We start from the raw sequence: 13,964 nt of genomic DNA, 5'->3' as shown, positions 1-13,964 counted from the left end.
TTCTCATTCCTCCATAATCAAATCAAACATCTGTCTGATTTCCTGATCCGTCATACCGCATCTTCGTCCTTTTAGAATGGCCATTTCCAAGTCCGATTCGACTTCTTTCCGGTGTTCCTCCATCAAAAGCTGGGGGCTGGTCCCCGCAATAAAGCTTCCTTTTCCGTGAACCGTATTGACAAATCCTTCATGCTCCAGCGCGTCATAAGCTTTTTTTACCGTCAGAGCGCTGATTTTCAATTCCTTTGACAGAGAACGAACAGAAGGGAGCATCTCCCCTTCCCTGGCAGTTCCGTTTATGACCTTCGCCTTAATCTGCTCCGCGATCTGTTCGTAAATGGGCTGCTGGGAAGAATGGTTAATAATCAGTTTCATGCTCTTCCTCCTTTGTTCACAAACAGTATATAACAGCATGTAACAGTTGTCAAGTGTTATATACTGTTTATCAAAAAAAGAAAAGCAGCAAAACTGCCGCTTCCTCAATTGCACTTAATAAAAAATCCGGTTCCGCTCTATAATCCGAAACCCTTCCCCTTCTGAAACCGCCGACGCTACGGCGCAGTTCCGCTGCCTGCCGCCGTTCCAGAGATGTTTCAGCTCGTTTTTTTCCATCAGGTGAAAAAGCACCTGGTTAACCGCCGCGTGGGCCACAATCAGAATCCGTTCTCCATCTCCATGGATTTTTCGGATTTCATTCAGAAAATCAGACGTTCTTTTTTCGACATCATAAAAGGATTCGCCGCCTTCCGGAGCCTGATACTGATCCGGCGCGTCGTAAAATCCCCGCAAAAGTTCCGAGTCCCGCACATAATCTTCCCCTTCATAGATACCGAAATCCATTTCCCTGAGCCGCTGGTCCTTTCGGATTTCCAGATTTCTTCCTTCCACCAGGATCTCCGCGGTTTCAAAGGCTCTGGACAGGGGACTGGCGTAAACCGCGTCAAGAGAAACGGTTTTTAAACCCCGGGCGGTCTGTCTCGCCATCTCTCTGCCCTCTTCTAACAAAGGGATATCGGAAATTCCCTGAATCAGCCCCTTGGCGTTCCATTCGGTTCTTCCATGCCGCACAATATAAAGCTCCATTTATTCCCGCTCCTTTACCGTTACACGCACCTTATCCCCCGGCTGCTTTCCAATCGCGGCGCGAATATCCTTCCGCAATCCCAGAATATGGCATGGGGTTTTCATTTTTACCAGGCTTCCGTCATATTCCGCTCCGTCAAAGGTCGCGTGAACTTTGACCCTTCCTTTTTCCTCCTCTGAAAAGGTAAGCCGCATGTCGTACCAGACCGCGCCTCCATGTACGGACTCGGATACGCCGCAGTTCCGGTATCCGAACTTTTCGTAATAAGGAATCAGATGTTCCTTGCAGGTCAGAACGCATCCCTTTCTTCCCTGCTTTTTCGCCTCTTCAATGAAAGCCTTCATCAGCCGGGCTGCGCAGCCTCTTCTTCTGTATTCCGGCAGAGTATTGATTCCGAAGACGGTCTGCCAGCGCCCGTCCTCCTTATGAAGCCGCGCGTTTTCATACATCTCATCCCGGATGACCGGTTCGTCCGTCACCATGCCGTTGATAAAACCGATCAACCGTCCATTTTCCTCCAGCAGAAGAAAATGCTCTCCGAATACACACAAGCGCTGCCGGAAATCCGCTTCCTTCGCGGCCTCCGCCGGCGGAAAACAAGCCGCCTCAACTTCGGCCAGTTTTTTTATATCGTTCCTATCTGCTTTACGAATCTTCATTTCTGCCTCTTTTCCATTCTGCCTTCCCTTTCCTAAAAATCATAGCTTTCCGGATCGTGGCTGCTATGCTTCCCCGTATTCATTGAGGAAAGCTGTGACATATCCGCTTCATCCAATTCAAAGTCGAAGATATCCGCGTTTTCAAAGATTCGTTCCTGATGAACGGATTTTGGAATTACGATATACCCGCTCTGTATTTCCCAACGGAGAAGGATCTGCGCCGGTGTTTTTCCATATTTACCGGCAAGCTCGGAAATTTCCGGCAGATCCACGTTTCCCTTCAAAAGAGGACGCCAGGCTTCCATCTGAATTCCTTTCTCTCTGCACCATAAAAAAAGCTCCTCGTCATTCATCAGCGGGTTTCGTTCAACCTGATTGACAGCAGGCGTTACCCGGCTGTTTTCCAGAATCCACTCCAGATGGCGGATCTGGCAGTTGCAAACGCCGATTGCCCGTATTTTTCCCTGGAAATAAAGCTCCTCCATTGCGCTCCATGTATCAAGCAGCCGCTGTTTTTTCTGACCCGGCCAGTGAACCAGAAACAGATCGAGATAGTCCGTTTTCAGGTCTTCAAGGCTCCGCGTAAAAGAAGCTCTTGTTTTTTCATATCCCATATTTCCCGTATCCACTTTGCTGGTAAGGAACAGGTTTTCCCGGGAAATATCTGTTTTTTCCAGAACGTTTCCCAACATTCCTTCATTACCGTACATCTGAGCTGTATCGAAGCTGCGGTATCCGGCCGCAAGGGCATGCTGAACAGCATCTTTCATTTCCCCTTCATCCGTCATTTTGTAAATACCCAGCCCCAATACCGGCATCTTTACTCCATTATTTAATTCGATATCATACATATTTCACCTCTTGCCTAAATTTTCCGATCGTTGTAATAGCGCACTTTCCCACAGGAAACATTCTTATATTCAATCGCTTCTTCCGGGCACCTGCAGATACAGGCCATACAGTGGGTGCAGTTTTTCCCCCATACCGGTCTGCCCTCCTTCATCCTGATATTGTCAAGCGGACAGAGCCTCTGGCATGTCCCGCACCCGGTGCAGCTTTCCGTAATCCGAAAACCCTTGGCTTTTACGCAGAAGGTATAAAAACAGGTATTCACAATTCCGCTTTTGAGACGATCGATTATAGAAATTTTTTTCTCCGGCAGATGCGCCCGATTTTTAATGCGCCGGGCCGTTTCCGAAAGCACCGGCACCGCGGCTTCCAGAATCTGCTCTGCCTCCTCTTTTTTCGGCGCGGTAAACATGGCAATGTAGTTTTCCGGCATTACGACCTCTGCCGCTCCTTTCAAATGAAAATCTTTTTTTCTGCACAAACTGAGAAGATGCGCTTCCGCGTTCCCGATGTCTCCTCCGCAGGTAATGACAAAATAGGCGTCCCTGCTTCCATGGAAGGTACTGGCGCTTAAAAAGGTTTCAAACACTCTGGGAATCCGCCAGCTGTACACCGGGCATACGAATACAAACGGTTTCTCTGAGGTAAAGTTCCCTCCTTTGTCGTGCGCTTTCAGCAAATTCCCGATATCAACGGTTTCGTCTTCGGTCAGCTTTGCCAGATATTCTGCCGCGTAGCGGCTGTTTCCGGTTCCTGAAAAATATAAAATCATAAAAATCCCCTTCCCTCTTTATTTCCTTATAAGCAGTTTCAGTTTATCACAGTTTCCACAGAAAACAAGTCCCTACTCGCGCGGGCACTACCGGCTACCGACTGACGACTGCGGATAAGCGAATCCTGCCCCAGTTCTCTGGGGGGGCGCGAACATCTTCAATTTTTAGAAAGTTCTATTGCAGTTTCCTTAAAAATTTTCCCACATTATTGATTATATTGGAATATTAATCACAAAGATTTGGAATTTTGAAGGTTTTTCGAGAAATCTAAGCTTTGAAACGCATTTTTTCTTTACGTTTTACCTATTTGTTAGCACACCGCGGCACCCATATAAAATTTTCGGCAAATTGTTCGCGCGCTACAGGCTCCACATCCGTATTCATTCCCGGAGAAGCGATTCCTTTTTCAGATCTCTGACTCTGAAAAAAAGATTAGCCGCCGCAAATCCCCACGCCGCTCCCTTTAGCATCTGCATACAATACTGATATGCTCCCGGCTCGCCCTCTTCAAATTCATATCTGCAAAATCCCACTTCCGTCAGAAGCAGACCCTTTGCGGCCATAGCGTTAATCCAGTTTTCTTCTTTTTGCCACTGCCAGACCCAAAACAGTTTCCTTTTTCTTATTATGTTTCCCATTTTTCCATATTCCTTTCCCTCTTTTTATTTTAGTTCCACAATACCGTTATACACTCACCGTTTGCCAAAAGCTCCCTCAGTCGCTCTATCTCTCTGCGGACTGCCGCCCTGCCGGATTCCGTAATCTGATACTCCTTGCGCCTGCCGCCCTTTTCTTCGGGAAGCGCCCTGATCCACTGCCTTTCCAACAGCGAGTTCAGCGCTCCATACAGCGTTCCGGCCGCGAGGCGGACTCTTCCCCCACTGATCCGTTCAATATTCTGCATAATTCCGTATCCGTGCAGAGGCTGATCCAGAGACAACAAAATGTAATAGACCGCTTCTGTCAGCGCGATATTTTCCATAAATCCTTCCTCATTTCGTTTTCCGATATATCCGTCAACAAAGATTTCCGCTGGGCAGGAGCCAAAAGAGATCTTTTATCAACAAACGGGATTTTTACCTGATTGTTTCTACGTTTCCAACAGCTCCAGAGCCCAATTTGGCAAAAATAACAGGGCCGCGGGATAAAAGACAATTTTCACCCCCGCAGCCCTATTGTTTTTAGAAACATTCTTTAAAATTTTTCAATTGTTGATAAACTCACTGCACATATTCTTCCAGGCAGAGATCCTGTTCATACATCTCCTTCGCCGCCTGCTTCCCCACATACCGGAAATGCCAAGGCTCATAGTCGATTCCGGTAATCTCTTCTTTCTCTGCCGGATATCGGAGAATAAACCCGTATTTCCAGGAATGTTCCGCAAGCCATTGGTAAAGCCGGTTTCCGTCTGTCTGCCCTTCCGCGTTAATGTCCACGGCAAGCCCCAGCTCATGCTCGCTGGTCCCGGGCTTCGCTACCCACTTTTCCGCCTCATGCTCCGCTTCCCGCTGGGAGTAGCCTTCCTGTCGGTAGGTTTCGATCTTATCTTCCATCAGATTTTCCTGAACCTCTCCATTCCGGTAGCCGGCCCGTACAAACAGATTGTAACCGTCCGCTCTCGCGTCGTCGAACATTTCCTGCAGAGCCGGATAAATGCGGGAATCCACCTGTTCTCCGTTGGAAAGGCGAATCAGATCCATCGAATAATCGTCCGGTATCCGGTACTGGCTGTTTACCAGCATCAGATTCCAGCCAAGGCTTTCGTCCGCGGTCCGCGCAATTCCCCCTTTAAAGGCCATCATGCCTGCTGCCAGAAGAATTATGACAGCCATAAGCAGCAGTCGCTTTCCCTTTTGCTTTCCGCCCGCGGCTCTCTTTCGCCTGTTCCTCATCTACTTCACTTCCGCTTTCCGGAACAGCCGGTACAACATCGGGCAAATAAGAGCGGTCAGCGCCAGGTACAGGGGGAACAGGATTTGCGGCGCGCCGGTTATCTGATCGCCAATGGAATACAGGCGAAACTCCTCCACCAGAAAATTAATCTGGACCAGCTGATTGGGAAGCAGCGGCTTGATTTGATCCAGCGCCGGAAGTTCCACATTTGTCAGAAACATGGGAATCAGCAGCAGAATAAAGGGAACAATCACAGAGACAACCGCTGATTTCGTCTTTGCCCCGATCAGCATAGCAAGAAAAGCAGTAAAAAGACTTCCCAGATACCCGCCTGCCACACACAAAAGATAGAGTTGCCCGAAGGTCAGGTTATAAAAGCTTTCCCAGCTGATAAAGGCGGTCTGAATCCGGCAGTCCATTCCTCCTGCCCCAAGAAATCCGAGAACCGCCGCCGTATAAATCAGCGCCGCCGCCCAGTAAACCATTGTCACCAGGAGAAACCCCGCGCCCAGCTTTGCCCGCACCGCCTTGCGCCTACCATGAAAAGACGCGTAAAAAACCGAATCCGCTTTTAACTGGCTTTCACAGGGAAAAATACCGGACACCAGGAATCCCAGGATCAGAACCAGAATCATCAGCAGGGACGGCAGGCGTTCAAACAGTTTGTCCCATCCGTCCGCGGCTTCGTAGTACAAAGGGATCGGCATGGCCTCATACCGCTGAAGCAGATACTGCTGTTCCTCCTTTGTAAAGCGCCCGGCTCCGCCGTTTTCATCGGCGAGCCACGCCTTCAGGTTTTCCGTCCGCTTTGCATAAAACTCTTCCGCGTCTTCGGCTTTCAGCGAGTCGATCCGATAGTAATCAAATCCGCCAAACCCGCCGAAGGCGGAATCAATGAGAAGGCGGATATCCTCATATCCCTGCGTCCTGGAATAAGCCTTGTTCTGCTCCTGGACGTCTTCGGAGCGCGCTTCCCGCGACTGATTGATACGGGAATTCTCACGAATAACCCTGGCGACCGTTTCCTCAGTCAACGGTCCTTCCCACCTCTCTTTTTCCTGGCGCAGATTTACCGCCGCTGTCCGGCCCTTCTCCGTTTCTCCGTTTTCATCCACATATGTCATGTTGTTTACGGAAAGAAAACTGAATACAATCAGCAGGATCAGCAGCGTCCCGAGAGCCGCCTTACTGCTGGTTTTCACAAACACCTTTTTTAACTCATAGTACGTCATATTCATCCCCCGACTTTTCCTCAAAATAATACAAAAATACATCCTCCAGCGTAGCCGCCGCCTGCGCGGCGCCCGGAAACGGCGCTTCCCGCGACAGAATCCGCAGCTGCGCCCCCTGGCCTCCCGACTTGATATTGGAAGTCATATACTTTCTCGTCAGTTCCGGAACCTGGCTCTTATCCACTGTACACAGCCACACGCGCTGCGGCATAGCGGCGATCAGTTCCTCCGCGGTTCCGGCATGCGCGATTTTTCCCTCTTTCATCAGTAAAATTTCTTTGGCGATATATTCCACGTCGGACACAATATGGGTGGACAGCAAAACCAACCGGTCTTCGGCGATCTCGCTGATCAAATTGCGAAAGCGCACCCGTTCGCCGGGATCCAGACCTGCCGTCGGCTCGTCCAAAATCAAAATCTCCGGGTTGTTGAGCAGGGCCTGAGCAATCCCCGCCCGCCGCTTCATGCCGCCGGACAGCTTTTTCATTTTTTTTTCCGCCGCTTTTGTCAGACCGGTTCTGGCGAGCAGCGCCTTTACTCGTTTTTTCGCTGTCGCCGGCCGCAGCCCCTTAATGGACGCAATATACATCAGATAATCCTTTACCGTGAAGTCCGGATAATAGCCAAATTCCTGCGGCAGATACCCCAGCATCCCGCGATACCGGGCGTCCATTGAAAAAATATCGCTTCCATTACACAGGATTTCACCGCTGGTCGGTTTGATGAGCGTGCAGAGCATCCGCATCAAAGTTGTTTTTCCCGCTCCGTTTACCCCCAGCAGTCCATACACGCCATTGTTCATGGTACAGGACACATGATCCACCGCGGTAAAAGACTCAAAGGTTTTGGTCAATGCTTTTAATTCTAATTCCATATCGGCTCTTCCTCCCAATCGTTGTTTTCACGACTCAAAAGTCTGCGCGCGCACAGGAAAAGGTAAAATATCGAAATGCCAAGCAGCCCCATCCATACTGGGACGCGAATCGCCTGGTAAACGATCTGATTCAAAATGATGGCGCTCCACGCTCCGTTCCACAGCAGGCAGAACACCATAGCCGCCCCTTCTCCGAAAGCTCTTTTGCTGCATAAAATCCGAAAACAGATGCAGGCGGTGATGCTGACCGGAAGCAGGAACTGAACCAGCCCTTCCAGAAAGGAAATTTCCGCCGACATGGAGGCCGCCCCCAGAAATAAGCTGATAAACAGGACATCCGCCATGGCGAAGAGCACCATCCGCGCCGCGTAAACCTGCCGCAGGGAGAAAAAAGACGCTTCCTCAATTTCCATGGACCGGCTGCTCCTGTTTTTCCAGAATTCCGGTATAATCAGGATGGTAAACAGCGTCGCCGCGATACCCAGGATCTGTCTCTGAACTTCACTGTCTTCCGCGCCCGCGTTAAACTGCAGCACACACCAGAAACCTGCCAGCAGCAGAGCCTGAAGCGCCCACCATTTTTTGCGGATAAATTTCATCTGAATCCATAAAAATTCCCAGCGGGACAACTGCTGTTCCTGTTCCCGCTCAAAAAAAGCGTTTTGTGAAGCCCGAACCGTCTCCATGATTTTTTCTTCACGGGCAGTCGGTTCCTCAAGGATCCGGTAACCCTTCAGTCTGTCCTCAATCTTCATGCTTCTTCCTCCTCTCTCAGCAATGCTTCCAGTTGTTTCTTCGCCCGGCTCAGCCGGTATTTGACCAGCGGCAGGCTGATTTTTAAAACCGCCGCCATATCTCTCAGCTTCATATCCTGAAAATAATGAAGCACAATCACTTCCCGCATCTCCTCCGAAAGCTTTGCCAGAGCCGCCTCAAGCAGCAGTTTTTCCGAAAGCCTGTCCGCCGGATCTCCCTCGCTTTCCAACGCCCCACTCGTCCGCGCCTCTGGCGCGCGCTGCCCTTCCGCCGGAAACTCAGACGGAATTTCTGTTTTCTTTTTATAGGCATCCCTGCACAGATTGGCCGCGATTGTGTAAAGATAATTCCTCGCTTTTCCTATGTGCGAATAACCGGAAAGGTTCTGGAAAAAGCGGATAAAGACCTCCTGCGTCAAATCTTCCCCGCAGCTTCGCGGTCCGTGATAATGGCAGTATTTTAAAATATCCGGGTAATATTTCCTTACGAACGTATCGAAGGATTCTTCTTCTCCGCTCTTCATTCTCCGGATTAATGAAAAATCCGTATCCACAAAATTCCTCCTTTCCCTGCGTGAAATGTCCAAACATGTTTCTCATTTCACTTAGTATAACGAACCTGGCGCGGAAAAAGATAGGATTTTAATGGATTTATGAAAAAATTTCCGCGGCAGGGTTGCAATTTATGTTCGCTTGCCGCGCAAAATGTGACGTGGGCAAACAGGCCGGCTGTTCCGGCCATAATGTTCGCCCAAGAGAATTTCCGGCTGACACCCCATCACCTTTTTTCTCTCATCCCGGTTCGCCTTTAGAAACAAATCATGATTTTCAAACGTTGTTACTACTTTTTCAACGCTTCCCGAGCCTTCTTCTCCGCGAAAAGGTCTGATTTTCATCTTCTTACCTATATCGCCTCCGCAAAGCCTGAAAAAAATAGAAACAACCCGCAGATTTCGCAGATTGTTTCTATTTTTTAATCCTGCTGCCCGTTTTCTTCAGATCACATGTCTGCAGTTTTTCCTCAGCAGCTCTTTATATTCCTCCACCTTCTCTTTTGAAGGTTTTTCCAGTTTGGGAAGAGGATAGTCCCGGCTCAGCCAGCGGTATTTATTCTCGCCCAGATTATGATAGGGCAGAATTTCAATGGAAATCCGTCCACCATTTCCTTCCAGGGAAGATACGAAGCTTCCGGTTTGCTCCACATTTTCCAGACTGTCGTTGCAGCCCGGCACCAGGGGAATTCGGAAAATAAGATCCTTATCCGTCCTCGCCAATGCCGCGAGACGTGAGGCATTTTGCAGAATCCGTTCATTCCCCACGCCGGTCAGCTTCCGATGGAGCTGTGAATCCATCGCTTTTAAATCAAAGAAGATCTGATCCGCGGCTTCAAACACGCCTTTTACCTCATCCCACTCCCCGTATCCACAGGTTTCGATGGCTGTATGGATATTGGAATTCCGACAGGTCTGAAGAAGTGTTTCCACAAATTCGCGCTGCATAAGAGGCTCTCCCCCGCCTATGGTCACGCCGCCGCCGGAATTGGTATAGAAAATCCGGTCCTTTTCAATCAGCTTCATCATCTCGCGGACTGTCACCTGCTTTCCGGTAAGCTTTTTGGCATTGGCGTAGCATTTTTCCGCGCACACACCGCAGCGGGTACAAACCTCCCGGTCAATATCAAAGGTACCTTCTTTCACCGCGTGGTTTTCGCACAAAGTCATGCATTTCCCGCATCCGATACAGTTGGACTTCACATCCATAATCTCAACCTGCGGATTCTGAGATTCCGGGTTGCTGCACCAAAGACACCGCAGGGGGCATCCCTTCATAAAAATCAAAGTCCGCATCCCGTCTCCGTCGTGGATGGAAAATTTTTGTGTATTAAAGATGATACCTGTCGTTTCATAACCCATGATTCCCGCTCCTAACTGCCTTCTTCGCCAAACTACGCCATATGGATCGTCCTGTGAATAATATCGTCCTGCATTTCCCTGCAAAGCTCCGTAAAGTAAGCGCTGTAGCCCGCTACCCGCACAATCAAGGATTTGTAATCTTCCGGTTTTTCCTGGGCGCACCGCAAAACCTCGCTGCTTACTACGTTAAACTGAATGTGATAAATATTCAGATCCACAAAGGTGCGGATAATCTGAGAAATCCGCTTGAGCCCCACATCGCCCTCTACGCTTGCCGGATCGAGGCGCATATTCAGAAGGGTTCCCGATGTATGGACTTCGTGATTTACCTTGGAAACAGATTTCAGCACAGCCGTCGGGCCGTCATGATCGGTACCGCCGTTTGGCGAGCATCCGTCCGCCAGCGCTTTGCCTGCCAGTCTTCCGTATGGGAGAGCGCCAACCACCAGTCCATGAGGCACGTGGGAAGATACCGGATACAGGCCGGAAATAAAGTGCGGCCCTCTCCAGGATTTGCAGCCGGAGATCACATCGTAGGCAAAATCCGTCATTTCACCTGCCAGTTCATCCACCTCTTCAATGTCATTGCCGTACATCGGGGTGGTATTCTGCAGCATCAGGCGCATATCCTCATACCCTTCGAAGTTGCTTTCCAGCGCCTTAATCAATTCGTGCATGGTAATTGTCTCATCCTCAAACACATGCTTGCGAATCGCGGACAGAGAGTTGACCAGATCCGCGATTCCCGTTCCGATGAGCGCCGGTCCGATGGTGTATTTCACACCGCCCGCGGTCAGATCTTTCCCCGTCCGGTAGGTTCCGTCCAGGAGTGTGGAAACAAAAGGATACGGCGTCAGTTCCGCGCAGACCTTCTCATTGACATTGGCGCAGATGCTGATGGCTTTAATCATATATTCCAGCTGATCCTTTACTGCCTGCTTGATTTCCTCAAAGCTCATTTCCTCCGGATTTCCGGTCTGAAGTCCCAGCAGCCGATTGTCATTCATCATGCTCCGGCCGTTGGTCAGCACGAATTCCATGGCGGACGCGAAGTTATAGTGGCCTCCGTCGGACCATTTTGCCATCTTGCCGCCGATAAACGGCTCCACGCATCCCACCATCTGATAGTTTCTCGCCTCTTCCATAGTTCCGCCGGACAGCAGCATCATCTTAACCGCCACCTCGTCATTGTAAATGGCCGGGAAGCCGGTTCCCAATCTTGCCAGCTTCGCCACATGCAGGATGAAATCCTCCGGCGACTGCTGGTGAACTCGCGCGCACACGGAAGGGCCGTGAAGCTTGACATCCATTTTCGCTGTCAGGAACAGATAGGACAGTTCGTTGGTCACATCTTTTCCGTGTTTGCTTACTCCGCCCACGATCAGACTGTGGAACGGCTGGTATCCTGCAAAGTACATTACCGCGTTTTCGCTGAGGAACCAGGTCGTTTCAGCCGTCTTAATATAGAAAGCCTCGATCAGTTCCAGAGCTTTCTGCACCGTCAGTCTGCCGGAAGCAATATCCTGATCATACAGCTCATACAGATACTGATCCACTCTTCCCGGCGAATAGGACGGGCCGTTTCCTTCCATCAGGCATCCCACTAAAATGAAGTAAATAAACTGAAGGCCCTGCCAGAAGGTTTCCGGTTTTTTCTCCATCAGAGCATAGCAGTTATCTGCGATTTCCACCAATTCCTTTTTTCGTTCTCCATCGGCGGAAACAGCCAGCTCGGACGCCAGATCTCCCAGACGCTTCATGTAGGCGCTCATGCCTTCCAGCGTCAGAAGGGACGCCTGAAAAAAGATCCTTTTCGCGAAATCCTCCGGATCGGATTCGTCCAGATTCTCCATTGCCTCGCGCGCTTCCTGTTTGATCTGCCCCAGTCCCTTCTCAAAGAGCATCTCCCAGTACGGAGCGGTTTCTCCCGCCGCGCTCTGGGTCTTGATTTCCACATCAATGATGCCGGTTTTCACTGCCAGTTCCCGAACGTACGGCGGAATCTGCTTGATCCAGTGTTCGCTCACTGATTTTCCCTCCCAATAAGGGAAGATTTCTTCTTTGAGGATTTTTTTATCTTCCTCAGAAATCCGGTACGGGTCCTGCTTTCTCGTGGAAATGGTGTCCACTTCCTCTCTCAGCCATCCGCAGTGGAAAATCGGATCCACGACACCTCCCCGCGGATGTCTCGCTGTATCTCCGACAATTAACTGGTCCTCCGGAATATGGATTTCTCTTTGCTCGCAATACTCCTTGAACGCCTTGGCCCTTCTCAGAAGGACATCCTCACCCTCTGTCTTTTTGTAGGACTCGGTATAGATTTTCGCTCTCTCCACGTCCACTTCCGGTGTACATTCCCAATAGCGCTCCAGCAGCCTCTCAATTCTCGGAAATTGATTTTCCCCGTCCAGGGAGTATGTACCCATTTGTTCTTTTGTACGCTCAAACTGCAGCATTGTTGTTACCTCCTTTTTGTCTGCGTTTTCTTCTCTCCTCAAGAACCGCTTCTTCCTCTAAATATTCTTCTTTTCCAATCACTCCATTTTCCCGATCCTTTGCCTCCAGCTTCCGCGCCATCGGTACTCCCAGCCACAGAGCAAAGAATACGGCGATAATTCCGCCTATGATCTTTCCAATCAGAATAATCGCCAGCAGGGACGGCTGGAAGTTAGCAGTAATGGAAATATGCGCTCCTAAAAGCCACGATCCGCATACGGAAAGAGCTACCACTTTTACTTTGTCTTCCGGAATCATCTTCTTTACAATACCGAACATGGCGATCTGCTCGGCGCATGTAGCGAAAATCCCGATGCTCCCATGCTCCGTAAATCCGCATTTAGCGCCCAGCTTCTGAAGAGCTTTGCCGAAAAACTTATCAATTAAGTAAATCATCGGGTAAGCGCCTGCTAGCATCAAAGCGATATATCCGGCGTTTTCCAGAGCCCGGAACTGATCTTCCGCGTCCGCGATAATTGGGGCGAATTCCCACCAGGAAAAAAGCTTTGAGAAAATCCCGGTAAAGTATTCGATAATCGAAAGTACCAGTACAATCTTGATGGCAATGTCAAGAAATCTTCCGAACACCAGAAACGCTTTTACCATAAGGTCGATGAAAAACCGCAGAAGCAGCGCCAGAATCAGACAGAATACCAGGATCGGCAGCATATTGATCCAGATCTGCCCCCAGGAATAGATCAGATTAAAGTCGGATGACGCTGTGTTGGAAATGGTCTCTCTTACCGGCGTTCCTGTAAATTTCACCAGCAGTGTCATCGCCATAACGGCAAAGGGGATACTCAGAATTCCTGCCATAATTCCCAACCCGAAAAATTTATGATCCCGCTTGTCAATAATGGAAAATCCCATTGGAATCGAATAACAAATAATGGGACCGGAACAATAGCTGACAAATAAAGCGATCACCCACGTCTCCGGACTGGAAGCCAGGGACTCGGTAATCTGATAACCTCCCATATCCGGCGCCATAATCAGGGCTCCGGCAATGGAGATATCCGCGCCGATCTTTTCAAACAAACCGCCAAATACGAATACAACGAATTTTTCAATGTACGGCATAGACGCCAGCATTCCGGCAAAGGGAATAAAGATGATTCCCAGCTGATGAAAGGCGGTCATGAATTCTTTGCCAATCCCGCTTTTTTCATCCCGGATCGCGCCGATAACGCCGACAACCGCGCAGGCCATGATAATCCAGATAATAATTTGACCTAATAAAACCATGCATAACCTCCTCTTTTCTTCGAAAAATAGAATTAACAAGTACAATAAAATAATAACATTCTCTGTGAGGTATGTAATCAAACCAAATATTAATTTTGTCGCAATATTCTAAATTAATTTACATCGAAAGATTTAACGTTTTTTCTTAGCTACAACAAAAGTCGCAATTTTTCTTGCCGTGTCCGGCCTGT

Annotated in this window: 15 protein-coding genes; all 15 read right to left on the bottom strand. The window is 49.3% G+C overall.

Annotated features, from left to right (window positions below):
• Positions 1-3: 3 nt before the first annotated feature.
• Positions 4-375, bottom strand: coding sequence for a GntR family transcriptional regulator (locus tag H9L42_RS01575; RefSeq protein ID WP_187301692.1), 372 nt, complete (start codon positions 373-375; stop codon positions 4-6).
• Between the two features lie 114 nt (positions 376-489).
• Entirely contained in the window at positions 490-1,083 is a 594-nt protein-coding gene (locus H9L42_RS01570; RefSeq protein WP_187301691.1) for a histidine phosphatase family protein, read from the bottom strand.
• Entirely contained in the window at positions 1,084-1,743 is a 660-nt protein-coding gene (locus tag H9L42_RS01565; protein WP_187301690.1) for a GNAT family N-acetyltransferase, read from the bottom strand.
• A gap of 32 nt (positions 1,744-1,775) precedes the next feature.
• Positions 1,776-2,594 (bottom strand): aldo/keto reductase, encoded by an 819-nt coding sequence (locus H9L42_RS01560; protein WP_187301689.1) that lies wholly within the window; start codon positions 2,592-2,594, stop codon positions 1,776-1,778.
• A 14-nt stretch (positions 2,595-2,608) separates the two neighbouring features.
• On the bottom strand, positions 2,609-3,364 hold the full coding sequence (locus H9L42_RS01555; protein ID WP_187301688.1) for an EFR1 family ferrodoxin: 756 nt from the start codon (positions 3,362-3,364) through the stop codon (positions 2,609-2,611).
• Between the two features lie 381 nt (positions 3,365-3,745).
• Positions 3,746-4,003 (bottom strand): DUF2812 domain-containing protein, encoded by a 258-nt coding sequence (locus H9L42_RS01550; protein WP_187301687.1) that lies wholly within the window; start codon positions 4,001-4,003, stop codon positions 3,746-3,748.
• Positions 4,004-4,032: 29 nt separating this feature from the next.
• Positions 4,033-4,347 (bottom strand): PadR family transcriptional regulator, encoded by a 315-nt coding sequence (locus H9L42_RS01545; protein WP_187301686.1) that lies wholly within the window; start codon positions 4,345-4,347, stop codon positions 4,033-4,035.
• Positions 4,348-4,585: 238 nt separating this feature from the next.
• Positions 4,586-5,257, bottom strand: a complete 672-nt coding sequence (locus H9L42_RS01540; RefSeq protein WP_187301685.1) for a M15 family metallopeptidase — start codon at positions 5,255-5,257, stop codon at positions 4,586-4,588.
• Complete coding sequence (locus H9L42_RS01535; protein WP_243235601.1) at positions 5,258-6,496, bottom strand: MraY family glycosyltransferase; 1,239 nt, start codon at positions 6,494-6,496, stop codon at positions 5,258-5,260.
• Complete coding sequence (locus tag H9L42_RS01530) at positions 6,477-7,364, bottom strand: ABC transporter ATP-binding protein (protein ID WP_187301684.1); 888 nt, start codon at positions 7,362-7,364, stop codon at positions 6,477-6,479. Before H9L42_RS01530 ends, H9L42_RS01535 begins: the two co-directional genes overlap by 20 nt.
• Complete coding sequence (locus H9L42_RS01525; protein WP_187301683.1) at positions 7,355-8,119, bottom strand: hypothetical protein; 765 nt, start codon at positions 8,117-8,119, stop codon at positions 7,355-7,357. Before H9L42_RS01525 ends, H9L42_RS01530 begins: the two co-directional genes overlap by 10 nt.
• Positions 8,116-8,673 (bottom strand): sigma-70 family RNA polymerase sigma factor, encoded by a 558-nt coding sequence (locus H9L42_RS01520; RefSeq protein WP_187301682.1) that lies wholly within the window; start codon positions 8,671-8,673, stop codon positions 8,116-8,118. Before H9L42_RS01520 ends, H9L42_RS01525 begins: the two co-directional genes overlap by 4 nt.
• A gap of 441 nt (positions 8,674-9,114) precedes the next feature.
• Positions 9,115-10,032 carry a glycyl-radical enzyme activating protein gene (locus tag H9L42_RS01515; RefSeq protein WP_187301681.1) on the bottom strand — a complete coding sequence of 306 codons (918 nt, stop codon included), beginning with the start codon at positions 10,030-10,032 and terminating at the stop codon, positions 9,115-9,117.
• 32 nt (positions 10,033-10,064) lie between these two features.
• Entirely contained in the window at positions 10,065-12,488 is a 2,424-nt protein-coding gene (locus tag H9L42_RS01510; protein WP_187301680.1) for a glycyl radical protein, read from the bottom strand.
• Complete coding sequence (locus H9L42_RS01505) at positions 12,475-13,773, bottom strand: ethanolamine utilization protein EutH (protein WP_187301679.1); 1,299 nt, start codon at positions 13,771-13,773, stop codon at positions 12,475-12,477. The genes H9L42_RS01510 and H9L42_RS01505 overlap by 14 nt, the downstream gene beginning before the upstream one ends.
• Positions 13,774-13,964: the final 191 nt, after the last annotated feature.

Source organism: Zhenpiania hominis, assembly GCF_014333425.1.
GTDB lineage: Bacteria > Bacillota > Clostridia > Peptostreptococcales > Anaerovoracaceae > Hominibacterium > Hominibacterium hominis.
Note: the sequence above shows the minus strand (reverse complement) of the source record. Positions and strands in the feature narration are given on the sequence as shown.